Source organism: Labilibaculum sp., assembly GCF_963664555.1.
Lineage (GTDB): Bacteria > Bacteroidota > Bacteroidia > Bacteroidales > Marinifilaceae > Labilibaculum.
Genome location: NZ_OY761461.1, coordinates 379,928 through 405,372 on the forward strand (window position 1 = coordinate 379,928; position 25,445 = coordinate 405,372).

The 25,445-nt window shown below is 34.3% G+C and carries 21 protein-coding genes and 1 tRNA gene; 12 read left to right on the forward strand and 10 right to left on the reverse strand.

Annotation, left to right across the window (positions count from 1 at the left end):
* Positions 1 to 303 precede the first annotated feature (303 nt).
* The 4 genes from ACKU4N_RS01635 to gltX all read left to right on the forward strand — a co-directional run bounded on the left by ACKU4N_RS01635 (position 304) and on the right by gltX (position 6,851).
* The gene (locus ACKU4N_RS01635; protein ID WP_321319854.1) at positions 304 to 2,853 is read left to right on the forward strand and encodes an adenosylcobalamin-dependent ribonucleoside-diphosphate reductase; all 2,550 of its coding nucleotides are present in this window, start codon (positions 304 to 306) and stop codon (positions 2,851 to 2,853) included.
* 107 nt (positions 2,854 to 2,960) lie between these two features.
* A complete protein-coding gene (locus tag ACKU4N_RS01640; RefSeq protein ID WP_156197454.1) occupies positions 2,961 to 4,511 on the forward strand; it encodes an IS1182 family transposase in 1,551 nt (516 codons plus the stop codon).
* Positions 4,512 to 4,851: 340 nt separating this feature from the next.
* The gene (locus tag ACKU4N_RS01645) at positions 4,852 to 5,241 is read left to right on the forward strand and encodes a response regulator (protein WP_321319855.1); all 390 of its coding nucleotides are present in this window, start codon (positions 4,852 to 4,854) and stop codon (positions 5,239 to 5,241) included.
* Between the two features lie 77 nt (positions 5,242 to 5,318).
* A complete protein-coding gene (gene gltX / locus ACKU4N_RS01650) occupies positions 5,319 to 6,851 on the forward strand; it encodes a glutamate--tRNA ligase (RefSeq protein ID WP_321319856.1) in 1,533 nt (510 codons plus the stop codon).
* A 351-nt stretch (positions 6,852 to 7,202) separates the two neighbouring features.
* Here gltX and ACKU4N_RS01655 read toward each other — a convergent pair whose 3' ends face one another.
* Entirely contained in the window at positions 7,203 to 8,915 is a 1,713-nt protein-coding gene (locus ACKU4N_RS01655) for a glutamine--tRNA ligase/YqeY domain fusion protein (RefSeq protein ID WP_321319857.1), read from the reverse strand.
* A 254-nt stretch (positions 8,916 to 9,169) separates the two neighbouring features.
* On the opposite strand from ACKU4N_RS01655, the gene folB reads away from it, so the two are divergent.
* The 3 genes from folB to ACKU4N_RS01670 all read left to right on the forward strand — a co-directional run bounded on the left by folB (position 9,170) and on the right by ACKU4N_RS01670 (position 10,970).
* A complete protein-coding gene (folB, locus tag ACKU4N_RS01660; protein WP_321319858.1) occupies positions 9,170 to 9,520 on the forward strand; it encodes a dihydroneopterin aldolase in 351 nt (116 codons plus the stop codon).
* Positions 9,521 to 9,637: 117 nt separating this feature from the next.
* Positions 9,638 to 9,708 (forward strand) — tRNA-Cys (locus ACKU4N_RS01665).
* A 551-nt stretch (positions 9,709 to 10,259) separates the two neighbouring features.
* A complete protein-coding gene (locus ACKU4N_RS01670) occupies positions 10,260 to 10,970 on the forward strand; it encodes a tetratricopeptide repeat protein (protein ID WP_321319859.1) in 711 nt (236 codons plus the stop codon).
* Positions 10,971 to 11,248: 278 nt separating this feature from the next.
* On the opposite strand, the gene ACKU4N_RS01675 is transcribed toward ACKU4N_RS01670, so the two are convergent.
* From ACKU4N_RS01675 to ACKU4N_RS01690, 4 genes are all read right to left on the reverse strand, one after another.
* Positions 11,249 to 12,289, reverse strand: a complete 1,041-nt coding sequence (locus ACKU4N_RS01675; RefSeq protein ID WP_321319860.1) for a hypothetical protein — start codon at positions 12,287 to 12,289, stop codon at positions 11,249 to 11,251.
* Between the two features lie 28 nt (positions 12,290 to 12,317).
* Complete coding sequence (locus ACKU4N_RS01680; protein WP_321317537.1) at positions 12,318 to 13,697, reverse strand: IS110 family RNA-guided transposase; 1,380 nt, start codon at positions 13,695 to 13,697, stop codon at positions 12,318 to 12,320.
* A gap of 417 nt (positions 13,698 to 14,114) precedes the next feature.
* The gene (locus ACKU4N_RS01685; protein WP_321319861.1) at positions 14,115 to 15,119 is read right to left on the reverse strand and encodes a toll/interleukin-1 receptor domain-containing protein; all 1,005 of its coding nucleotides are present in this window, start codon (positions 15,117 to 15,119) and stop codon (positions 14,115 to 14,117) included.
* A 49-nt stretch (positions 15,120 to 15,168) separates the two neighbouring features.
* Positions 15,169 to 16,158 carry a hypothetical protein gene (locus tag ACKU4N_RS01690; RefSeq protein ID WP_321319862.1) on the reverse strand — a complete coding sequence of 330 codons (990 nt, stop codon included), beginning with the start codon at positions 16,156 to 16,158 and terminating at the stop codon, positions 15,169 to 15,171.
* Between the two features lie 791 nt (positions 16,159 to 16,949).
* Between ACKU4N_RS01690 and ACKU4N_RS01695 the strand changes: the two genes are divergently transcribed.
* Positions 16,950 to 17,486, forward strand: a complete 537-nt coding sequence (locus ACKU4N_RS01695; RefSeq protein WP_321319863.1) for a hypothetical protein — start codon at positions 16,950 to 16,952, stop codon at positions 17,484 to 17,486.
* Positions 17,487 to 17,489: 3 nt separating this feature from the next.
* Positions 17,490 to 17,849: a hypothetical protein gene (locus ACKU4N_RS01700; RefSeq protein ID WP_321319864.1), complete on the forward strand. Its 360-nt coding sequence runs from the start codon at positions 17,490 to 17,492 to the stop codon at positions 17,847 to 17,849.
* A 1,392-nt stretch (positions 17,850 to 19,241) separates the two neighbouring features.
* On the opposite strand, the gene ACKU4N_RS01705 is transcribed toward ACKU4N_RS01700, so the two are convergent.
* The 5 genes from ACKU4N_RS01705 to ACKU4N_RS01725 form a co-directional block, all read right to left on the reverse strand.
* On the reverse strand, positions 19,242 to 19,877 hold the full coding sequence (locus ACKU4N_RS01705) for a recombinase family protein (protein ID WP_321319865.1): 636 nt from the start codon (positions 19,875 to 19,877) through the stop codon (positions 19,242 to 19,244).
* A 151-nt stretch (positions 19,878 to 20,028) separates the two neighbouring features.
* Entirely contained in the window at positions 20,029 to 20,352 is a 324-nt protein-coding gene (locus ACKU4N_RS01710; protein WP_321319866.1) for a hypothetical protein, read from the reverse strand.
* A gap of 4 nt (positions 20,353 to 20,356) precedes the next feature.
* Complete coding sequence (locus ACKU4N_RS01715; protein WP_321319867.1) at positions 20,357 to 21,706, reverse strand: hypothetical protein; 1,350 nt, start codon at positions 21,704 to 21,706, stop codon at positions 20,357 to 20,359.
* Positions 21,707 to 21,981: 275 nt separating this feature from the next.
* Positions 21,982 to 22,275 (reverse strand): helix-turn-helix domain-containing protein, encoded by a 294-nt coding sequence (locus ACKU4N_RS01720; RefSeq protein ID WP_321319868.1) that lies wholly within the window; start codon positions 22,273 to 22,275, stop codon positions 21,982 to 21,984.
* 38 nt (positions 22,276 to 22,313) lie between these two features.
* On the reverse strand, positions 22,314 to 22,550 hold the full coding sequence (locus ACKU4N_RS01725) for a helix-turn-helix domain-containing protein (protein WP_321319869.1): 237 nt from the start codon (positions 22,548 to 22,550) through the stop codon (positions 22,314 to 22,316).
* 134 nt (positions 22,551 to 22,684) lie between these two features.
* Between ACKU4N_RS01725 and ACKU4N_RS01730 the strand changes: the two genes are divergently transcribed.
* From ACKU4N_RS01730 to ACKU4N_RS01740, 3 genes are all read left to right on the forward strand, one after another.
* The gene (locus ACKU4N_RS01730; RefSeq protein ID WP_321319870.1) at positions 22,685 to 23,332 is read left to right on the forward strand and encodes a helix-turn-helix domain-containing protein; all 648 of its coding nucleotides are present in this window, start codon (positions 22,685 to 22,687) and stop codon (positions 23,330 to 23,332) included.
* Positions 23,333 to 23,470: 138 nt separating this feature from the next.
* Entirely contained in the window at positions 23,471 to 24,559 is a 1,089-nt protein-coding gene (locus tag ACKU4N_RS01735; RefSeq protein WP_321319871.1) for an AAA family ATPase, read from the forward strand.
* Between the two features lie 2 nt (positions 24,560 to 24,561).
* Entirely contained in the window at positions 24,562 to 25,218 is a 657-nt protein-coding gene (locus tag ACKU4N_RS01740; protein WP_321319872.1) for a DUF4276 family protein, read from the forward strand.
* Positions 25,219 to 25,445: the final 227 nt, after the last annotated feature.

The following is a 25,445-nucleotide window of genomic DNA, read 5'->3' on the forward strand; positions in this document are numbered from 1 at the left end:
ATTAACGGTCGTTTTGCGGTGACTAAAATATTTGTAAAATCAATTCGTTTTCCTATGTGGGTATTGAGATTTATTTTCTTTTTGGATAACTTTTTGATATTTATAAAAAATTAAACAGCACAAAATCAATATATTAACATGTTACTGTGGATAACTTTCATTTAAATATTATATTTATTGTTGTTCGATGTGATGCGTTTGTGTAACTTGCATACTACAAAATTCGGCCTGTTTGGCAAGGTCAAATTATTGATAATGAAGCAAAGAAATTTATATAATTAACCACACTTTTTTACGATCTTAATGGAAGTACAGGAACATAAGCAACAGGCAACGGAAATGAACGAAACTTTTAATCCCGAAGAAGCATTTCAGGCAACATTTCAATATTTCAATGGAGATGAGCTTGCAGCACGTGTTTGGTTAAACAAGTATGCGTTGAAGGACTCTTATGGAAATATTTATGAAAAGACTCCGGATGATATGCATCGACGAATTGCATCCGAAATTGCAAGAGTTGAAAAAAATTACCCAAACCCACTAAGCGAAGAAGAAATTTTCGCAGTACTAAAAGATTTTAAGTACATCGTACCTCAAGGAAGCCCCATGTCGGGAATTGGAAACAAATATCAGATTGCATCCTTGTCGAACTGTTTTGTAATTGGAAATGATGGTGATTCGGATTCTTATGGTGGAATCATGAAGATCGATCAGGAACAAGTACAGTTGATGAAGCGAAGAGGTGGTGTTGGGCACGATCTTTCTCATATTCGCCCTAAAGGTTCACCGGTTAAGAATTCTGCCTTAACTTCGACAGGAATTGTTCCTTTTATGGAGCGTTACTCCAATTCGACTCGTGAGGTTGCTCAGGATGGTCGTCGTGGAGCGTTGATGTTAAGTGTTTCTGTTCGTCATCCTGATTCGGAAGATTTTATTGATGCGAAAATGGAGCAAGGCAAAGTTACAGGAGCTAATGTTTCGGTAAAAATGCACGATGAGTTTATGCAGGCCGTCGTTGACGGAACAGAATTTATTCAGCAATATCCAATCAATTCAAAGAATCCTACCTACAGCAAAAGTATAGATGCTGGTAAGCTTTGGAACAAAATTGTTCACAATGCCTGGAAATCAGCAGAGCCGGGAATTTTATTTTGGGATACTATCGAAAGAGAGTCGGTTCCTGATTGTTATGCCGATTTAGGATACAAAACGGTTTCTACGAATCCTTGTGGCGAAATTCCATTGTGCCCATACGATAGCTGCCGTTTGCTGGCTATCAATTTGTATAGTTACGTTGAAAATCCATTTACAGAGAAGGCTGAATTTAATTTCGAACTGTTTCGTAAGCATGTTGCAATGGCACAAAGAATGATGGATGACATCATTGATTTGGAGCTGGAGAAAATTGATGCAATAATTGATAAGATTGAAGAAGATCCTGAAGATAAAGAGATTAAGAGAGTAGAGCGTAATCTTTGGAAAAATATACGGACTAAAGCAGAAGAGGGAAGAAGAACCGGAGTGGGAATTACTGCTGAAGGAGATATGCTTGCCGGTTTAAACCTGCGTTACGGAACTGATGAAGCGATTGATTTTTCTGTGGAAGTTCATAAGACAATTGCTATTGAAGCTTATCGTTCTTCAGTGCATATGGCTAAAGACAGAGGTGCATTCAAAATCTATGACAAAGAGCGTGAGAGTAGAAACCCATTTATTTTACGCCTAAAAGAAGCCGACGAAAGCCTTTATAAAGAAATGGCTAAATACGGTCGGCGTAATATTGCTTGTTTAACGATCGCACCAACGGGAACAACCAGTTTGATGACTCAAACGACTTCGGGTATCGAGCCTGTGTTTATGCCTGTTTACAAACGAAGAAGAAAAGTAAACCCTAATGATAAAAATGTTCGTGTTGATTTTGTTGATGAGATTGGCGATAGTTGGGAAGAGTTTGTGGTATTTCATCACAAATTTGTTACCTGGATGGAAGCCAATGGTATCAATGCAGCGCAGCATTTTACAAATGAAGAGATTGAAGAATTGGTTAAACAGTCTCCATACTACAAAGCAACTTCTAATGATGTAGACTGGCTGCAGAAAGTCCGCATGCAAGGGAAAGTACAGAAGTGGGTTGATCATTCGATTAGTGTAACAGTTAATCTTCCAAACGATGTGCCTGAATCTTTAGTAGGTGAACTGTATATCGAAGCGTGGAAAAGTGGATGTAAAGGCTGTACGGTTTATCGTGATGGTTCCCGTTCGGGTGTTTTGCTTGCCAACGACACGAAGGAGGAAAATACAGGGATGCCGGAAAAACGTCCTGAAATATTGGAAGCTGAAGTTGTTCGGTTCCAAAACAACAAGGAAAAATGGATTGCTTTTATTGGATTGTATAATGGACAACCCTATGAAGTATTTACGGGTATTGTTGACGATGAGGAAGGTATTTTATTGCCTAAATCAGTAAGTAAGGGAGTAATTATCAAAAGAAAAGAAGAGGACGGAAGTTCTCGTTATGACTTTCAATTTTGTAATAAACGTGGATTTAAAACAACATTCGAAGGATTGTCATATAAATTTGATAAAGAGTTTTGGAATTATGCTAAGTTAATTTCAGGTGTACTTCGCCACGGAATGCCAATCGAAGGAGTAGTAAATTTAGTTGCAGGTTTACAGTTGGATAGTGAGAACATTAACACTTGGAAAAATGGTGTTGAGCGTGCTCTTAAAAAATATATTCCAAATGGAACCAAAGTAAAAGGTGGAATATGCGCCAGTTGTGGGTCAGAGCACATCATCTATCAGGAAGGATGTCTGATTTGTCAGTCGTGTGGCACTTCAAAATGTGGATAACCTATCTATTATAACAACCACTTAAACTTGAGGCTGTCTCAAATGAGATAGTCTCTTTTTCGTTTTATAGTTTTTTATATTTATCACTGATTTCTTATTTTAGAGATATGAAATTAGTCCCTCAAAAATCTCATTTCAAAGCCTATCATCAAAACCAGATGATTCTTTTTCCGCCTTCTCTCTCGGATTTCATATCATCTGAACACCCTGTTCGTACCATCAGCAGTATTATTGATGGTGTCCAGATAGATCGTATCCTTGAAAAATACAGTTATACGGGAGCAAAGGCCTATCATCCCAAAATGATGCTTAAGTTATTAGTTTATTCCTATTTGTGTAATGTATATTCCTCTCGAAAAATAGAGCAGGCGGCATCAGAAAATGTACATTTCATGTGGTTGTCAGGGATGCAAAAGCCAGATCACAATACGATTGCCCGCTTTAGAAGCAGTCGATTAAAAGGTGTTTTAAAGGAAGTGTTCAGTCAAGTAGTCCTGTTACTGGTAGATTCCGGACATATTGATCTACAAACCATATATGTCGATGGCACCAAGATCGAGGCCAATGCAAATAAGTTTTCGTTTGTTTGGGGTAAAGCCATTCAAAAGAATATCCAACGCATGAAGGATCGGTTGGGGGAACTTTGGGATTATACAGAGCAGGTAGCCAAATCGGATTTAGCAAATGTAAGTAAGCCCGATTTAAGTGATGTTGATCCAGAAAAAATAGAGCAGACCATTGAGACAATTAATGAGGCCTTGAGGGATAAGAAAGTGGATGCTAAGAAACGCCGGCAACTCAACTATGCCAAGAAGAATTATGCTGATAATCTCCGAAAAAACGAGCAAAAGCTAAAGATATTGGAAGAGCGAAATAGTTATTCAAAAACGGATCCGGATGCAACCTTTATGCGAATGAAGGATGACTATATGCAAAATGGTCAGCTAAAACCAGGATATAACCTGCAGTTTAGCACACAAAATCAATTCATTGTAAATTATTCAAACCATAATAATCCAACCGATACAAAAACCTTTATACCTCATATGAAAGAGGTTCAACAGTTGTATCCAGACAAACTAAACAGCGTATGTGCAGATTCCGGTTATGGGTCTGAGGAGAATTATGAATTTCTTGAAGCGGAAGGATTAACCTCTTTTGTGAAATACAATTACTTTCATAAAGAACAAAAGAAGGGAGCCAAAACTTATTGCGAGTTTCACCCCAACAATTTATTCTACGACTCTAAACAGGATATTTACTACTGCCCAATGGGACAAGTAATGAATCTTAAGAAGATAAAAAAGGAAAAAAGCCAAGCCGGTCATTTTAAGACAATCCATGTTTATCAAGCTCAAAACTGTAACGGATGCCCACTTAGGGGGATGTGTCACAAAGCAAAAGGTAATCGAACGATTCAGATTAATCACCGACTCAACGAATTAAGAAGTAAAGCACGAGAACATTTAACCTCAGAAGAAGGATTGAAGCACAGGAGTCAAAGACCGGTTGATGTAGAGGCCGCTTTTGGTAACCTTAAACACAATAAAGGATTTAAACGATTTTTACTTCGTGGCAAAGAAAAAGTAGAAATCGAAATGGGATTATTGGCTCTAGCCATAAATCTTAAGAAAATGAATAGTAGAAAAGTGGCCTAACGGCCTTTCTTAATTCTTTTGAAGTCCTATTTCCTCTATATGAAACCTCTGTTTTGCATATTGGAGGTAAAAAAGACTTCCAAAAACAAATAAGCAGTATAAGGCAGTTTAATCTCAAAAAAACAAAAGATCATGAAAAAGAGGATGTCTACTTTGTTATGAGACATCCTCTTTTTTTAATTGTAATATGTTATTATAAATTACATAGTTACTGATTAAAGCTACGCAGTTACTCATTTTATAAACAAAAGGGTCAGATCTTTGTAATTTCTTTTTTGTGTTACTGATAATTGAATTAACTTAGGGTTAGATAACAGTGAGACGTATACAGTAGTTATTTATGAATTTTTCAACAAATTATAATTGGGAAGGCAAAGTATTGCTGGTTGCGGAAGATGAGGATTTTAATTTCATATTTTTGGAAGAAATACTCATGGACACTAAAGCCAGGATCATTCGTGCCAGAGATGGGCAGGAAGCACTTGATTTTATACAGTCGGTTCCGGAGATAGACTTGGTGTTAATGGACATGCAAATGCCAATTATGAATGGTTATGATGCAACCAGAAATATCAAAAAAATAAATAAAAATATGCCAATAATTGCTCAAACGGCATATCATTACGGTGAAGCTTATGAGGAAATAATGGCAGCCGGCTGTGATGATTTTGTATCCAAACCAATTGATATTGGTGGTTTAAAAGATATGATTGACCGATTTCTATTTTAAGTTAATTTTCTGGTTTTTTCTCCCCTTTACTTTTCTTCTTATTTCTTATCTTTGTTGCCAAATTAACGGATATTACAATGAACGATAAGAAAGTAAGGGTTCGATTTGCTCCTAGTCCTACGGGGCCTCTTCATATGGGTGGTGTTAGAACAGCCCTTTTCAACTATTTATTCGCGAGAAAACACAATGGTGATTTTCTATTGCGTATTGAAGACACTGACCAGACAAGATATGTGCCTGGTGCGGAAGAATACATCGCGGAATCATTAAAATGGTGTGGAATTCAAATTGATGAAGGAGCGACCGTAGGTGGTGAATACGGACCTTACCGTCAGTCGGAGCGTAAGCCGATGTATCGTGAGTATGCCGATCAGCTCATTGCTTCGGGAAATGCCTATTACGCTTTTGACACTTCTGAAGAACTGGATGCTATTCGTAATCAGCATGAAGAAGAGAAGAAAACTTTTACCTACAATTATGCAACCCGCGAAAATTTGAATAACTCCCTGGCTTTATCAGCAGAAGAAGTTCAAAATAAAATTGAGGCCGGCGAAGCTTATGTGGTACGATTTAAAATGCCTGTTGGTGAGGAATTGCAATTGGATGATGAAATAAGAGGTCGTGTCGTGTTTAACACTTCTGCTTTAGACGATAAGGTATTGTTTAAATCAGATGGAATGCCAACTTATCATCTGGCGAATGTGGTGGATGATTATTTAATGAAAATCTCACATGTAATTCGCGGGGAGGAATGGTTGCCGTCGATGCCATTACATGTATTACTATACAGATCGTTTGGATGGAAAGACGACATGCCTAAATTTGCTCACCTTCCATTAATTTTGAAACCGGTAGGAAAAGGAAAACTAAGCAAGCGTGATGGAGATAAATTGGGATTTCCGGTATTTCCACTGGAATGGACTGATCCTAAAACAGATGAAATTTCATCAGGATATCGTGAAGGTGGATATTTTCCTGAAGCATTCGTAAATATGCTGGCCTTTTTAGGATGGAATCCTGGAACAGAGCAGGAAATCTTCTCAATGGAAGAGCTTTCTCAGGCATTTTCTTTGGAACGTGTTGGTAAATCGGGTTCTAAGTTCGATCCTGAGAAAACCAAATGGTTCAATCGTCAGTATCTGATGACTAAATCGGATGAAGAGATTGGAATCTTGTTTGCGGAACAAATTTTAAAGGCAAAAGGAATTGATGCTGATCAGGAAACTGTGAACCGGGTTTGTGGTATGGTAAAAGATCGTGTAGACTTTGTTTCGGAACTTTGGGAGCATGTAAATTACTTTTTTGAGGCACCTGTTGAATTTGATGCAAAGACAGTGAAAAAGGGTTGGAAAGAGGATACTTCAGCTTTGATAACTGAATTGAAAGACATTTTGGAAAGCATTGAAGATTTTTCTTCAGCGAATTCTGAAGAGGTTGTGAAAGAATGGATCACTGCCAAAGAAATTGGTTTTGGAAAAGTGATGAATCCTTTTCGTTTGGCTGTGGTAGGTGCCGGTAAAGGGCCTCATATGTTCGATATCATTGAAATACTTGGAAAAAAGGAAACCATTGCACGTTTGGATTATGCATTGGAGAATATCAAAATATAATTGAGATTTTTTCTCATTGAGATGAACCACTTCCTTCGGGGAGTGGTTTTTTTGTTTAAAGAAAATCAACAAAGGTGTTGAATGGCTGACAAGTTAAAGGGTCAATTAGTTGGGGGCTAAGCTAATAGTCTTGCTTTGTGTGAATTAGCAGGTGGTTTGGCAATTATTTGTTCTGCTTGTATGGTCTTACTTAATTTTAAAGGAGTGTTTTAATAGAACGTGTTTTTGATATTAGAGAAGTGTTTGAAATATTTAATATTGTTTTTCTATTTGGGAGTAAAAAAGACTTGTTTAATAAAAAAACCTGACAAGATTTTGTCCTGTCAGGTTTGATGTATTTTAAGTAGCGGATTATTTCTTTTGGGTTTTAGTCCATGAGTCTTTTAAAGAAACCGTACGGTTGAAAACTAATTTTTCTGCAGTAGAATCTTTATCTACAGAGAAATAGCCTAGTCGGGTAAACTGAAAATGATCTTCAGCTTTAGCATCTTTTAAACTTGGTTCAACGTAACACTCGCTCAAAATTTGTAAGGAATCAGGATTAATAAATTCTTTAAAGTCCGTTTCCTTTTGGGAATCAGGAGCTTCGTGGTTAAAAAGACGATCGTAGATACGAACTTCGGCTTTAGCAGCATGCTTGGCAGAAACCCAATGAAGTGTTCCTTTTACCTTGCGTTTGCTTTCCTCTGATCCACTACCACTCTTAGATTTTGCATCGTAAGTACAGTGAATTTCAGTGATGTTTCCATCAGCATCTTTAACAGCTTTTTCGCACATTACAATGTAAGCAGCCTTTAATCGTACTTCCTGTCCCGGAGTCATTCTGAAGAATTTCTTTGGAGCATCTTCCATAAAATCTTCCCTCTCGATATATAATTCACGAGAAAAAGGAATATCACGATTTCCGCTTTCCGGATCTTCAGGATTGTTTTCGATACTCAAAAATTCTTCCTGATTTTCGGGATAATTGGTGATGATTAATTTTACAGGATTCAAAACAGCCATTACACGTGGAGCAGTTTTATTCAAATCCTCACGAACACAATGTTCTAAAAGTGAAACATCAATTACATTGTTTCGTTTTGCAACACCAATTATATCCGCAAAATTACGAATTGAAGCAGGAGTATATCCTCTTCTACGCAATCCTGAAACAGTAGGCATTCGTGGATCATCCCATCCATTAACGTGATTATCTTTTACCAATTCCAGTAACTTTCGCTTACTCATTACGGTGTAGCTTAAGTTCAAACGAGCAAATTCACGCTGTTTTGGGCGGTAATCAGTATCGGTTAAATTATTCACGAACCATTCGTATAGCGGACGGTGAACTTCAAATTCTAAAGTGCAGATAGAGTGTGTAATTCCTTCTATATAATCCGACTCGCCATGAGCATAATCATACATTGGATAAATACACCATTGATCGCCTGTGCGGTGATGATGCGCATGCATGATACGATACATCAATGGATCGCGCATGTGCATATTTGATGAAGTCATGTCGATTTTTGCACGAAGAACTTTTTCTCCATCCTTGAATTCACCATTCTTCATTCTTTCGAATAAATCTAAGTTTTCCTCAACACTTCGATTACGATAAGGACTTTCTATACCTGCCTCGGTTGGTGATTTTTTCTGCTCAGCAATTTGCGCAGCTGTCTGATCATCCACATAGGCTTTGCCATCAGTAATCAACTTCACTGCCCAATCATACAATTGCTGAAAATAATCAGAAGTATACAAAGGCTCCCCATCCCACTGAAATCCTAACCATTTGATGTCATCCATAATGGAATTTACATACTCAGTGTCTTCTTTAACAGGATTAGTATCGTCGAAACGTAAATTACATTTTCCCTTATATTGTTGGGCAAGGCTAAAGTTTAGGCATATCGACTTAGCGTGTCCGATGTGTAAGTACCCGTTTGGTTCTGGAGGGAATCGGGTGTGTACTCTACCATCATTCACATTGTTTTTCAGATCTTCTTCAATAATCTGCTGGATAAAATTAAGAGATTTGCTTTCGTTAACATTCTCTTCTTTTACATTTTTGTTATCCATACTACTCAATTTAAAATGATACATGTATTTGCCTGAGATTCGGAATCGAATCCTGCCTTGCTTTTCGAGTCGAAATGCGATTCAATAAATTTACAATAATTTGATTGATCAGCTACATTATGAAACGAAAAACAAAAGTATGGAAATTCCCTCAATATTACTTAGCTATGCTTGGTTAAGAGTGTAAAAAAATGAGATTTTGTACTTGTAATTTAATCTCTTATTTTCGCCAAACAATATTTACAACAAAAAAAATGGGAATTATTGAATTAGAAGGCATGGAATTTTACGCCTATCATGGCTGTTTTAAGGAAGAGCAAATTGTTGGGAATAAATTTACCGTTTATGTTCGCATGGAATATAATGCTGAAAAGGCGGTGAAATCTGATTCTATAGACGATGCTCTGAATTATCAGCGTGCGTATGAAATGATAAAGGAACAACTGCAAATAAAATCTCATTTGCTTGAACATGTTGGGGAGAGAATTTTAGATGTTTTGTATAAAAATTTCCCCGAATTGGAGCATGCAACAGTAAAAGTATCTAAAATGAACCCTCCAATGGGTGGACAAATAGAAAAAGTGAGCTTAACTTTGTCTCGTTAATTCTTTGATTACTCCTGATTTGTAGAATCAGTTTAAAATTTTTGTGACAAATTTTGAGAAAAGTTTGCACGAGTAATATAGAAATATATATCTTTGCAACGCCTTTACGGAAGATAGGGTCTCTTGGCCGAGTGGCTAGGCACCGGTCTGCAAAACCGTCTACGGCGGTTCGAATCCGCCAGAGACCTCTAAGTAAATTTATAAAGCCCCAATTCTTAACGAGTTGGGGCTTTATTGTTTTTATGTGTTGCCGGTTTTGTTGCCGTTTTGTTTTTTAATCCTTAAAAACTTAGAATAGAGCGGTTGGAAATATGCTATTTTGAGGTAATAGTTCCCAATAGGACTAATACACAAAAAATACATATTTTCACAACACTCACTTTGAATGCTTTAAAATTAATGGTTTCGATATTAATGAAAATACAGTTAAAATTGTTTTAACAATTTGATGAAGCATGAAAAAAATTGATGCTCGTTTATGGTCAAGAAAAAATAAAGATGGAAAACATCCAATCAAAATAAGGATAACACAAAATAGAAAAGCAAAATGTTGATTATCCTATTTTAGAGCGATATTGGAATAGTAAAACAAAACGAGTAAAAAATAACTACCCCAACCATTTAAAAGTTAATGAAATAATTGAAACCCAATTATCTCCTGATCCAAAAAAGATAGCATAGCGTTTAGTGTGAATTTTATATTTTAATTATTAATATTACTTTTTAATAATTAAACTCTATGTATAAATATTGGAAATTTAGTACCCGAATTCTACTTGTTGTATTGCTTCTTATGGTTTCAAAATTTAACGGTTTTACTCAAAATTTTGATTTTGTAAAAATAAAAGCTGAACAAGGTGATGCTAATGCTCAATTGGAACTGGGATGTATATATGCTTTGGGTAAAGGAACTTTAAAGGATGAAAAACAAGCTTTCTATTGGTGTAAGAAAAGTGCTGAACAAGGCCATGTGGATGCGCAATACATGCTGGCCCAATCTTATGCTTTGGGTAAAGGAACTTTAAAGGATGAAAAACAAGCTTTCTATTGGTATCAGAAAAGTGCTGAGCAAGGTGAAGTAAAAGCGCAATTTTATCTTTCTCAATTGTTTTACAGAGGAAAAGGAACTTTAAAGGATGATAAAAAATCTTTCTTTTGGTCCCAGAAAAGTGCTGAACAAGGCCATGTGGATGCGCAATACAATTTAGCCCATATGTATGAATTTGGAATAGGAGTTTCGATAGATTATGAACAAGCTTTCTATTGGTATCAGAAAAGTGCTGAACAAGATAATTCTGCGGCCCAATGTAGTTTGGCTCTTATGTATTGCTCAGGAGTTGGAGCTTTGGAAAATTACAAGAAAGCTGCTTATTGGGCAAGGAAATCTTATGAAAATGGTTATGAAGAAGCAAAGAGGCTTTGGGAAGAGTTTGAATTATGGAAATACTAATTTTTATGACACTGTCCCGCAAAGTGTGTAAGTGCTATTTCCAGGATCATTAATTTCAGGTAATTTTCGCCTCAACTCCAATCTTTGCTTTTCAATTTTTTAAATCTTTTCCTTCATCATACCCCTATATATAGAACAATTGAAGTAAAATACTTTGAAAATTATCTTAACAATAAACAGAAAAACCATCTTAATGCCCTGTTCGTTAGGTAGTTAAGGTGGTTTCATGGTAGCTTCAACAGAACCCAATTTTAAATTCACAAACTACTAACTATCTGCTACTTGATCTGTTTTAAATGAATAGATATACCCTTATTTGTCCCCCAGTTAATTTTGTCAATATTACTGATCATTGAATTTGTAGCATTGTCAATAAGCTCTGAAAACTCAATGTATTGTTCTTTGAATTCATTTATTAAATTATCCAAGTCAACAAGTAAAAATGACAAATTCCTACCGTTTTCGGCAAGCTCCTTTCCAAATTTATGTGTCCTGAATAAATTAGATAAAACTAAATATTTTTGATTTGGACGAAGTATTTCATTACGAAATTTTTGCAATTCCCTTTTTCCGGAAATTTCCTTGTAATACTTTAATATTGAATTATTTATTGTTATATAATGAATATTTGTTTCATAATCTTCAGTGTTTTGTCTTTCATACTCAACAAATTTTGCAAGTGCATCCTCATATTGCTTAGATAAAACAACTAACTTTTCTCTATACTTTCCACTCTCATTAAGGGCGTGTTTATGATATGACTGAACATCTGAAATTAAAGTGTCTATAATATCAACCTGACTAATAATATTGGATAATTCCGTTTTCATTTTTACTGAATCAAATAACTCTTTTGAATCTATATGCAATATTCGTTGAAAATCATTTGAGAAAATTTTTGGAGGTGTCAATCGAATCCCACTGTCGATTGTCGTTTTATCTGCAATATCAGAATATGCAAATTTCAAATTTGGAGCAAAGGTTGTAATAATATTATCTAAATGGTATTTTACAAACTCTCTAATCTTCTTCTTATGTTTATACTTTCCAATTTCTTTTATTATTATAGTCGACATTATTCCCAAAGAAAAAACAAGGAGAGTTGAAAGAGTCGTAAATAAAGCATCATTAGAAACAAACGTTAATAGATTGTCTTTTTGATTTGAAATTAAAATAGTCTGTCTTAAATCGTTAAAGTTGGATTTATTTTGAATTCTTAATGAATCAAGACCATTGGCAATAATAGAATAATCCGCATCCACCTTGATTGAATCCATTTTCATTAGATGAATCTGATTATTAATAATAATGGTATCCATTTATTCTTCTTTTTAATTCTGACTAACGTCAAAATTCTGCACTCAAATTAGGCAAGTTGCAAAACCCAACGTCTTCTGGTTTTATGTCAAATTTAATAATATTTTTCTTTATTCTTGAAACAAGCTTTAATTTTCTCTTTTGGTCTAAAAACAGATAATCTGTGGGTGGTTGATAGGGCACCTTTTGAGTAATCATTGTCCATATTATTACTGCCAACTTTCTTGCTGTCGCACTTACTGCTGACTGCCGACCTTTTCGATAGGCAATCCGTTTAAAAAAGTCAGACATATGCGTATCTTTTAAATTGCCAATAGCATTGGCTGAATGGCGTAGAGCAATCTTTAATCTATTACTCCCTTTGGGTATTCGATTACTCAATATTTTACCACCTGATATTTTATTATTGGGAGCTAATCGCAACCATGAGCAGAATTCTTTTGATGTCTTAAATTTCTTAAATCCATCAATTCCTATTTCACTCATTATTGCCATTACTGTTGCATGACTAACACCTTCGATTGCCATTAAATCAACTCCTCCGAAGTATTGATAAGCTACTTGGTTGAAATTTTTGATATCAATAGCATTTTTATTGATTCTTTTATAAGGCTTCTCTGTTGTTTTAAGCTTTAGCTTTTCAGGATTTTTCTTTATTTCTTTCCGTACAAGCTTCTCAATTTCTATATCACAAGCCTTTATTTTTCGTTGAAAGAATTTATAGCTTTCATATTCTTGTTTCAACCCAAATAAGAAATCTTCTCTGTTATTTCCGTGTAATGCTTTGGCTATTTCTTCTTTGGGTTTTCTACAATTATAATGCCGATGCTCTGCTAATGAATATGGATCAAGATTTCCATTACAGATGTCTTCTATTATTTTCATTCCTGTAAGCCCACAAATATCATTTACTACTACATCTAATCGAAAGTTTAAAAATTTCAAATACTTCTGCATTTTCCGCGATGCACTTGCAGCTAAGTCTAACCAATTAGTTCGCTGTCGACAATATGTACGTAATATCTCTGTCATCTCATCCGGCAAAAAGCTGCTAGTCAATAAGCCTAAAGAATGAAGCTTTTGAATCCAGCGACTATCTTTGACATCTGTCTTTTTCCCTTTTGCATTTTTTGTAAATTTTCCATTACACAAAATCACTTCTAAACCATGCTTTTGTAACTCGACATATAAGTTTTGCCAGTAATCTCCTGTTGATTCCATAGCTACAGAAGTGATTCCATAAGATAACAGCCATTCGCATAATTCAATCAAATCTTCTGCATATACCCCAAATTCTTTTACATCTTCCAAGGATTGACCTACTGCTACAAAATGTGATCTACTGCCAATATCAATACCTGCTGCATTGGTATTGATAATCTCCATTTCAATTTTCTTTTTCCTTGCCATTATTTACACTTTAAATAAATAAAATGACTCTAAGGAAATGTATCTTTGATTCGAGAATTATTCTGAACGGGGTCTTCGCTAAAGCGAGCCACCACTGTAATTATCAACAGGCCTTCGAATCACAACTTCGAAGGCTTTTACATTTCAACCAGAATGCGCCACGGGCTTTGAATGCACCAGTTAAAGAATCGGTTATGCAAAGAGTCTCTCGAAATATAGCAGGAAATTTTATTAAGGATTCTATTCGTTAGCAATAGTAATTAATTGGTTACGCTGATGTGGCGAATTTGCGGTAACGGCAGTCTGTTTAACAAGCTAAAGCAACTCGCTTAAATTCTGATATTTATTAATTGAACTAAACTTTCAAACTGCTCATCAACGCGCATGATAATTTAGCTTAGTTGTTAGCAGTTGTTATTATTCATCATCTTCAAAACTTGGAATGCATTTTTGGAAAAATTCCAAATCTTCTTTATCAAGCTTATCTTTCAAATCTGAGAAATCAAGTCTTTGTAAAGTGTTTTTACAACAAATATCACATTTACCATTCATTGCTCCAGAATACATAAATACAAGTACCATAGTTACATTATCTAGTACTAATTCTGGTTCTCGAGAAATCATTTTAACACTTAATTGCTCATAGACTTTTTCATCTCCATTCTCAAAACATTCGCTTCCCGATTTATCAATTTTATATTCAAATCCTAGATTGGACAAGCTTTTCAAAATATCAATTATCTCTTCTCTCGTAAAACCTGTAATCCTTTCAAAAAGAGAAATATCTTCATGTAGATCTTCGGTTATATCATGACGACATGAATACATCATTAATCCCGTTAAGAATTGTCGTTCTTTATCAGTAGTTAGTTTTAGCTTACTAAAAACATAAAGAACTAAACTCTCAATTTCTTCTTCATCAAAATCTTCAAATAAAGAATCGAACAACTCTTTAATATAAACAATATCATCTGGGAGAAATTTTTCTGGCTCAACATCACCAAGTTTTTTAATTATTTTTTTAGCTAAATCAATTGGTGGCAAATCAATCAATGAAACATAACCAATTGTTTTTCGTATTCCTGGTATTTCTGTATCATCAAATCTCGCTGGCAAAACATATTCCTCACTTTCAGAAAATGCTCTTGCTTGTGCACTTTTTAATTCATGATTTGTCCATAATTTTCTTTTATAATGCTCGGAAATAAAAATAACAGCATATTTTGCTTTATTCTGATATACATCATCAAGATGTTGATATAAGTCTTTACCCCATAAGTCAACATCCTCATATAAATCATAAAAAACCTTTATTCCAGAGCGTCTCAGAAAGCTTGCCGTTTTCTCTACATAACCTCTATCCTCTCCAGCAAAGGATAGCACTACATCATATTCTAAATCAAGGCATTTTTTCATGTTCATTAGTATTCTTTAATAACTGCTAACGTTTGATGGTATGATGTGCAGTTTTTTATATCTTTCGTTTTAGTTTTTCTAATAAATGTTTATCATTAATCCAAGAAATGGCTCTACGATATTCATGTTCAGTAAACACATCGTCTTTTTTGTAGCCTTTGCCATAAATCCCAAATCCAGTTTCAAATTGCTTTTCTTCTATAGTTCCCAGAATCAACCTTGTTTTTTCATTTAGGAAGGTATAGTCATAAGCGATTTTTGCAATGTCACGAGTCTTAATAAATGAAATAATATACCTGTGAATAACTCTGTTTCTCAAACTATATAGACTATTTAATTCTTTGAATAATTCTTCATCAATAATTCCTAACTCCTTGGCTTTTGAATAGATGGTTCTTTCAAATATCCCATTTTTATTGTCTCCTTGAAATAGATACTTTATTTTAATATCATTGGTTTTATTTTCTAATTGCTGTTGTAATATGATGGATAATCTTAAAAAAGCATCAATTTGATTTGCAAGAATTACAACTAATTCGATATGTGAATTAGTTGAATAGGCATTCTCCAATAAATCATAGGAAGCAGCTAGCGAACTTTGGAAGTTATCATATTTATTCAAATGTGAAGCTAATAATCTGTCACTTTTAGGAATAACCCTAAAAGAATCTAGTGCTATTTTTACTTTATTGATTTGTTCTGAGATTTCTTTCTTATTTCTATTTTCTGAGTCATAAATATATTTCGCCATACAAAGCAAATCATCGACTTGCGCGTGAAAAAGCCAAACATCAAACTCTTCATCATCCATTCTTGAAACCAACCAGTCAATCTTGGAGTTGTTTTCTTGCAAAGGTAAGTTAGTATTGATTCCTTTTTCTTCAAGAGGATAACAACTTAATTGAAAACAACCTAATGAATTTTCATATGGTTGAAAACTGAAAGGAGATTTTTCTTCAATATTCTCAAACACAACATTCTTATATTGCCATTCAATCGGAATGTTTACAATAAAAATACCATTTGGTTCTGTCCAATGTTTCATTTTTATTTGGTAATTGTCGGTTTTTTAAAATTGCATACAACGACTGTGAATGTACATTTAAATTTCTTTTATCAATCTTAAAACATACACTTACACAGCTAATTTACATGTGTAAGTGTATAAATGAGATTTGTGTCATCAATGTAATGAGACCTAAACTCGTGCTAAAGTATCAAATTTCCACTGATATTCATACTGTCAAGTATTCGATACTAAAAAACCACATTTTAAAGAAGTTGTTATCTCGATAGCGGTATAAGCTGAATATTGAGCCAAAAAATAATGTATTTCTATTCGGGAATAAAAGACCATAGCAGTAGATTAATATGCAAACACGGAGAGTATAACCGACTAATAGAGCTATTGTAAAGGGTTCTTAAGGACTATTTATTCCGATCTTATCTAGTTCCTATCTCGATCACTTATCCCGCTTCTATCTCGATCGTTTATCCTACTCAAACGATCTTTTTGAAAGCCAAACAAATCAAATTATCGGAAATTCCCATTTTCTAGGAAAATAAGCCATTACAGAGAGTGAAGCCTGCAAATAGAGCTATTATAAAGGGGTTTTAAGGGGTGTTTATCTAGGTCTTATCTAGTTTCTATCCCGATCTTAACTAGATCGCTTATCCGTTTCGGAGGATATGAAAAAAGCCAATTAATATTTTAGTGGTTCAGGTCTCAATTTCCCGAAGTTTAAAATATAAGTTGGCTCGATTACAAATATAAACATATCTTAACTCATTGTCCAGTCAAAAGTACGAGTTCCAGAGAATAAAATATCAGATATAGTGCTGTATTTAGATTGCATTAATTCAGACTATCCCGCAGTACTTACTGTTTTTGTAGATCAACCTGCTGCTAATAGTAATGATACATATGATTTATGGTCGGGAACTGCAGTACATACATTTATTGGAATTATTCAAAATGGAAATACTTCTATTGTCGGTTTTTATCCTGAAGGGGCAGCAAAACCATCAAGTAAGATTCATGTTAGTGTTTTAAATAATGATGAAGGACATGATTATGATGTTTCAATATCAATGAATATAGCGAAAGATAAACTTGGAATAATATTGAATTATATAAAGAATCCACCATTAGTTTATAATTTAGATACGTACAACTGTACCGATTTTGCTATTGACGTAGCAAATAAATGTGGCATGAATTTGCCAGATACAGAAGGAACTTGGCCAAATGGGTCTGGTACAAATCCAGGATGTTTAGGGCAGGATATTCGAAATATGTCGACTACAGATATTATAAGTATTGATCCGGTTGGGGGGAAAGCTCCAGCTAATGTAAAATCATGTAACCCATAATATATGAAAAAAACTAAAGTAATTAGAATCGTAATGATATTAATCGTGCTGGTATTTATCGTCTTAAGTAATATCTTTTCTTTTGTTTATATAGCATTAATTGAACCTCAGGGAATATATAAAACCTACCAGTTTGAAACATATGATGGTAAACATGAATTTATTACAATGCCACACAAAGGAACTGATGTAGCTACTATGGAGTATAGGTTTGAGCTTTTCCAAAATGAAAATCCTGAATATAAGGGAACTAAATTGTATAGAACCTTTGGTCGAAATCCATTAAAATATTGGCGCTGGTATGAGTTTGTAACGCATAATAGATACAAATACCCATTTAAGGAAAGTGGCAAAGTAATTTAAATTAAATAGTTGTTCTTGGGAGACTTCACAATGAAGTCTCCCATTTTCGGATATTTGCTCTATTTCATTTTGTTCTGGTTTAATTTTATTCCCGAAACAAAACAGGTGAAAAATTGATTCAAATATCATTTAATTACCTTAAGGGAAAGGAATTCGCTTGAGCTTTAGGTATGATTGAAGCTCTGGTGGGTATTCTAAAGGGGATACTTAACCAATCCATAACCTCTTTCAGATTCTGTAATGTGGCAGAATTAATTGGGTTAACATATTGACATTAAGTAGTGAAAGATAGTGAGCTTTCTAAAGAAATTCTACTAGTGTAACGCACTCAAAAACTGTTTCAATTTTAAATAGGATTACATATGGCATCTAAAGAACCTAAATTGCGATAGACTAAAAATATACCAAAACATACTTACTAAAGCTTGTTTTCTTGTCAAAATTTTTTTGAAATGGACGTTTTTACAATCCCAACAATCATTTTTTAAAGGAGGTATTTAAACCGGAAACCGTTTAAGATGGGTCTAAACGGGTTTCCGGTATTCTTAAGTAAAAAATAGACATGTTTATTTGGAAAATAATTTCGCTTGTGCCTTGTAAATAGGGATGTTCAACGAATAAGTGCATACTACAGAAAACCGGTTTAAGACGGGTCTAAACGGGTTTCCGGTATTTTTAAGCCAGTAAAAAGCTTATTTATTTAGAAAACAACTTTGCTTTTGCCCTATAAATAGGGGTGTTCAGCGAGTAAGTGCTGCATACAGAAAGCCGGTTTAAGACGTGTCTAAACGGGTTTATGGTATTCTTAAGTGAAAAATAAGCATGTTTACTTGGAATAACAACTTCTCTTTTGCCTATAAATAGGGGCGTTCAGCGAATAAGTGCATAGTGCAGAAAGCCATTTTAAACGTGTCTAGACGGGTTTATGGTATTCTTAAGTAAAAAATAAGCATGTTTACTTGGAAAACAACTTCGTTTTTCACCTATAAATAGGGATGTTCAGCGAATAAGTGCATACTACAGAAAACCGGTTTAAGACGGGTCTAAACGGGTTTCCGGTATTCTTAAGTGAAAAATAAGCATGTTTATTTGGAATAACAACTTCTCTTTTGCCTATAAATAGGGGTGTTCAGCGGATAAGTGCATACTACAGGAAACCGGTTTAAGACGGGTCTAAACGGGTTTACGGTATTCTTCAGTAAAAAATAAGCATGTTTATTTGGAAAATAACTTCGCTTTTGCCCCATAAATAGGGGTGTTCAGCGAATAAGTGCAATATACAGAAAACCGGTTTAAACCTGCTTTAAAAGGGTTTCCTGTAGTATTGAGATAAATTATATCAAAACATAGTTGTTAAGGCGTGTATTTTCAAGGGAAAATAAAAAGAGAGCTTTATAAAAACTCTCTTCTCTTATCAATTGCGCTTACTTTTTTACTAACCTTTGAAATGGTATGTCGGGAACATCCAAGCATGTTCTGAATATAATTGTAGCTTTTGCCATCAATGAGCAAACTCTCAATTTTTCCTTGAAGCTCAATATCTTCGGGGCGACCTTTATATTTACCTAATGATTTTGCCTTTTGTACACCTTCGGATTGTCTGCGCCTCCTATCCACATAATCCTTCCGAGCCGTAGCAGCCAATATATCCAGCATCATAGAATTAATGGCATCAAGTATTCGTTTCTGAAATTCATCTGTAGATTTGGCAAAATTGTAACTGGTAGGCAAATCCATTGATATTATTTTTAGCTTGTTGTTAATGATGATACTTTTTAACTTTTGCCAGTCGCTTTCAGACAATCTTGTTATCCTATCTATCTGTTCAATCAAAATTGCATCGTCCGGCTCTGCCATTTCTAACAATCGAAATAATTCAGGACGGTTCAATTTTGCACCTGATTCATTTTCTACAAACCAACCTGAAATTCTTATTTGCAAATTCCCTGCAAAATCAATTAATGTGCTTTTAGCTCTATTTGCATCCTGATCTTTGGTCGATGCTCTTAAATATCCATATACTCTCATTACTTAGTGCATTTTATGTAGTTCTTTAATTATGGTGCATTAAACATTGATTTTTGTCCTTAATGCACCATTATATCTGTGGTTTCGCTTAGGTATACCTTATTTGCACCACCTTTTTTCTTGTGATTTTAGTTTAAAGCATACTCATAAACTAGGATGCTTTTAAATAGGGAAACTGTTTTAAGTGTTCCTTGATCAGATTATTAAACTTTTTATAGACTAAAACCGCAGTATCCCTGTTGGTATTTTCTTTTTTGATATACATCTCAAATGTTGATAGGTATTCATTTTGCAGGTGTTGATTTTTAGTAATCATCTTGTCAAGATCAATACCCATTAAATACACGATGGGATACCAGCTGTTTATAATAAGACCGTTACAATCCAGAATCTTTTCGATATTGTCAAAAATTCGGGAAGCGATTACAGAATCTTCTATCAGATCAATAATGATGTTTTCTTTTTTTGTACTCATTTTATCATTGTGCATATTCAAGCCTTGTATCATCAGGGCATTGGGTTAATAATTCGGTTTTGGTTCTCTTATCAAATTCATTGAGGAAGAAACGGGCATCAGCACCGTGGTAATATTTTTTCTTTCCTCCTATGGTTGCTATGATCGATGTTTTTCGACTCGGAACTCCTTTTATCTTTTTTCGGTTGGGGTTGGTGGTTCTTATCAGGTTGAATTCATTTCCTAAATCTTTAATCAGGTGTAATATTTCTTTTTCCTTTTGGCTTCGTTTGGCTTGCTTTTTCTTGGATACTTTCAGGTTATAAGCTTTATCCCTGCATTTTCGTTGATCGTTGCAATACTTGGAATCGCTTTTCTGACCTGTTATCTCTTTTCCGCACGTCAAACAGTATTTCTTTTTCTCTTTTCCCTCCCTGTGGTCGGTTGAATCCGCACATACAATACGTTGTGTATCTGTAACACTTTTTTTTGCGTTCGTATCTAAGCAGTTCCAGTTTTTCAGGTTTTCAAACCCTGTGTATTCGTAACACTTTTTACTGCGTGTGAAAGCTGAAATCTCCAATAAAATCAAGCCTTTCAGAATGTTTTTAATGTCCCGTTTTGCATACGTTTTTATCAGCCTTTCCAGTGATTCTTTATTTCGTTGGCGGTCTGTGTTACTCCTTTGGTCTTTAATCCACCAATTGGGATTACGTAAGTCTTTAAATTTGCTTTTGTATTTGGTTGGCAGTCGTCTGGATGTTTTGATTTGCTCCCATTCAAAGAAAATTGTTTCATCAATGGGTTTCAGGAACTTATCGGCTATTAGCTTGCTTAATTTTTCACTATCCAGTAAATCGGCTAGGCTTTTGATTCCGTAGTTTTCAATGGCTCGCATTCGAATGAACTTTGTTTCAACTCTCAGTAGTTCAGCCTGTAATTTAGATTGTTCCGCTTTGTCGTAGAATTTGTAAGTCGCATTGGTGGTTTTGTAGGCATACCCGTAACCTGTTTTCCCGTTTAATTCCATCTCGGAACGTTGAGCACCTCGGCAGTACAGAATACTATCCAGAAAGGTTTTAGTATCAATCTTACAGGTGGATGTATCAAGGTTTAAGCCTATTTCAAAGCTTTTTAGCCTTGTTCTTTCAGATTTTACACCATAAGCCGATAACCTGTTAACGGCTTCTATGAAGTCCTCATAGGTAAAGCGGTTTGCATTGTGCTCACCATTATTAAAGAACTTGTGAATAGAGCCTTTTATTTTCGCTTTTCCTTTGGGTTCAATAATGAAATCTAATCCTTTGTAATGTGCTCTTCTATTGCCAATTTCCTCTTTTGAATCAACATCGGTAAGCACGGAGAATTTTAGCATTGGGTGTGTTTCCCAAAGGCTAAAATCAAAATCCGTTAGTTCTATGCTGATACCGTCGATCAATGGAGGAGGGGGCTAAAATAGAGGTGAGTTAATTGTCTGAAAAAGTATGTGTATGCGTAACACAAATACGTGCGTTTCCTTTGCTTATTTGAGCAGTTTTCGAAAAAAAACAGGCTTGAAAAAACCTGTGCATTCGTAACACTTTTATCTGCGTTTTTTGTTCTGTGATGATTGTAAATAAAAGTGTTTCCTGCGATTTTAGTGTATTGCTTTTATAGCTTGTCAGCGTATTTTGTACCGTCAAGATTTGCCATGATTTCCTCTTTTTTATAAAAGGCTCTATTTCCAAGTTTATAACGGTTCAGAATGCCTTTCTTAGCCCATTCATTTAAAGTAGGAGGGGAAATACTCAACCAGTCCATTACTTCTTTTGGACTTAATAATGTAGCTGAATTGTTAGGCTTAACATACCGTGCCAATTCTGATAATTTTTGATTCATAGCCATAAACTGTTTAAGGATATCGGCTGAACTCATTTCTGATACTTGTAATATTTTTTCGGTCATTGGTTTTATAAATTTTAAGATGAGTTGAATTGACTACATTAAAGTTTCATTTTGTCGATCATCATATTAATGTCATTTGATTCTTTTCGGTATTCTTCAATAATATTTTGGGTTGCAATGAGAATTTTACGAACGGTTTCGTTTGATGGTATCTTGCTCCCCTTAAAAAACTGTGTTACAGTGGTTCTTGAGATTTTGCATTTTTTTGAAATCTTAGCTTTTGCTCCTCTTGGTAGCGTTTTCTCAAGTTCTTTTAATTTTATTTTATTTTGCATAGCTTTATGTGATAGTTTAGTTAACAAATTGCAAACAATACTACTATTTGGTATTACAAAACAACGCAAAATAAGCTTACAAAACAACTCAATCGGAGAGTAGTATTGTGTTTATTTTTAATAATTATTGAGAAATGACTGTATGTGAGCGCATTAAGAAAGTTAGAATTGAAGAAAAATTATCTCAAAATGAGTTTGCGGAAAGGTTAAATGTATCTCGATCAACTCTAATGTTAATTGAACAGGGAAAAAGAGAGGTTAATACAAAAGTACTTGAAGCTCTAAAAAGTGAATTTAATATTTCAGCTGATTGGGTGTTGTTTGGTTCCGATGTAGGTGTGAGTAATGATAGTGAAGAGCTGATTTTAAGAAGAATGCGTGAACTTTCAATGCTAACTCCTTGCTTAACACACTTTATGCCGTTTATAGAATCTTTGGAAAATTTTGCTCAAAAAGATAGTAAAACCTATGAGCGTATTAAGGCTATACGTACAGGCATGGATAAAATATCAGAAACTACCGAGCTAATTAATAATATTAAAACTAAAACGGAATATAGTTTGTTTGATAAAACTGGATTGAAGTTGTCTAGAATTATTGACCTCCAACTATGGGAGGTATTAAAAAAAGTACAAGAATTGACTAGGTATATTAATATATCAGATGCTGATACTTTACAGTCACTTGTGCCAATATATTACGACAATATAGAAAACTATTTAGGAGGATTGGAACAGCAAATAAACAACTTCCTAAAGCAACAGGATAAAGCAAAAGAATAACACAAGAAAGCCACACTGATAAGATTATCAATGTGACCTTTCTATATAGCTATGATTAAAGTTCAAAATCTTTTGTAATTTCATAACAAATAGTATTATTTATATCTTCGCCATTAGACCAAAACAGACAAATCTGATATGATCACAAGATTAAAATTAGAAGGATACAAATCTATAAAGGAACTTGATATCCGATTAGAATCCATAAATATCCTATTGGGTAGCAATGGAGTTGGTAAGAGTAATTTTATATCCTTGTTTTCTTTATTAAGAAATATTTACCAACGAAATTTTCAGAATTATGTTGAAATAAAAGGAGGTTCGGATAGTTTATTGCATTTTGGAAAAAAACATACCCAAAGTATTAATATTGATATTTATTTTGGAAAAAATAATATTGATATGAATAGATTTGTTGTAAATCTAGAAAGTACACAAAACGATTTAATTATCAAATCTATTGATACTGCATTTAAGCCAGAAATCAATTGGCATCCGCACAATTATGAACTAAATGTTCGTGAATCAAATTTTGCGAATATCAGAAAAGGTCAAGCTTGGTACGTCAATGATTATTTACAGGAATTTGATGTTTATCACTTCCATGATACAGGCGACCAATCTCCTATGAAAGGCAAATGTAATATTGATGAGAACTTCAGGTTGAAGAGCGATGGTTCTAATATTGCAGCTTTTCTTTATTATTTACAGAAAAAACACCCCAAGAATTTTAAGAGAATAGAGATGACTATCCGATCAATAGCGCCATTTTTTGATCGTTTTGATCTACAACCTTCCCGATTAAATGAGCAAATCATTCAATTGGAATGGAAAGAATTAGGCTTTCCCGATGCCTATTTTAATGCTTATCATTTATCGGATGGTACTCTGCGGTTTATTTGTTTGGCCACGCTTCTAATGCAACCACAACCACCTAAAACAATTATTATTGATGAGCCTGAATTAGGTCTACATCCTGTTGCAGTTAATAAGTTAGCTTCTTTAGTACGAAAAGTCTCAAAAACAAGTCAGGTAATTGTCTCTACACAGTCAATTAATTTCATTGATAATTTCAAGCCTGAAAATATCATCGTAACCGATAGAAAGGACAGTAGCTCAACTTTCAGAAGGCTAAATTCAGATGAATTGGATACTTGGTTGAAGGAATACACGTTAAGTGATATCTGGGGAAAGAACGTATTCGGAGCACAACCCTATAACATGTAAGCATGAGTAGACTGGTATTTATTGTAGAGGGGCATACTGAAATTCTGTTAGTCAATAAGGTTATCATGCCTTATTTGCAAAAATTGGGACATACTGTAGCTTACAATTGTCAAACAATAACCACGAACCGGAAACAGTTCAAAAAGGGAGGCGTTAGCAGTTATGGAAAATATAGAAAAGAGGTTCAAAACACATTATCACAAGGAAATGTTATAGTGACTACATTAGTTGATTATTATAAGCTACCAACTGATTTTCCTGCTTATTCTGAAGACTCAAAACGTATTGATGATATCGAAACAGCAATTCACAATGATTTTAATAAAAACCCAAATTTCATTCCTTACATACAAAGACATGAGGTTGAAAGTCTGATGTTTTCAAGTATGAAGGGGTTTGACTTTGTAATGGACGAACAGGATCAGCTCAACAAAGCACAACAAATAATTGATACATATCCAAACCCAGAAGATATTAATAACTCGCCAGAGACAGCACCATCAAAAAGATTGATGAAAATATATAATTACGACAAAACTGGTGATGGAGAAATGATTTTTGAAACTGTGGGAATAGAGGCAATGCTTGAAAAATGTCCTCGATTTTCTAATTGGATACAAACAATTATTAAAACTCTTGAAAATAATTACAACCTATAATAAAACTTAACAGGGGCAAATTGCCATTAGCTCGATAATGGGAGTACCAGTTAAATAAGTATTTGTGCAAAAACTACGTCTTGTAGTGTGAGGCTATAGTCTTAAATATATCCTATAAAATACAAGTCACACCTGTAAGATTATTGATGTGGCTTTTTCATCTTTTGTTATCTCCGGTACTTTAAATAAGCCTTTCGCCTAATAAAAAATAACACGCAAATTTTAAA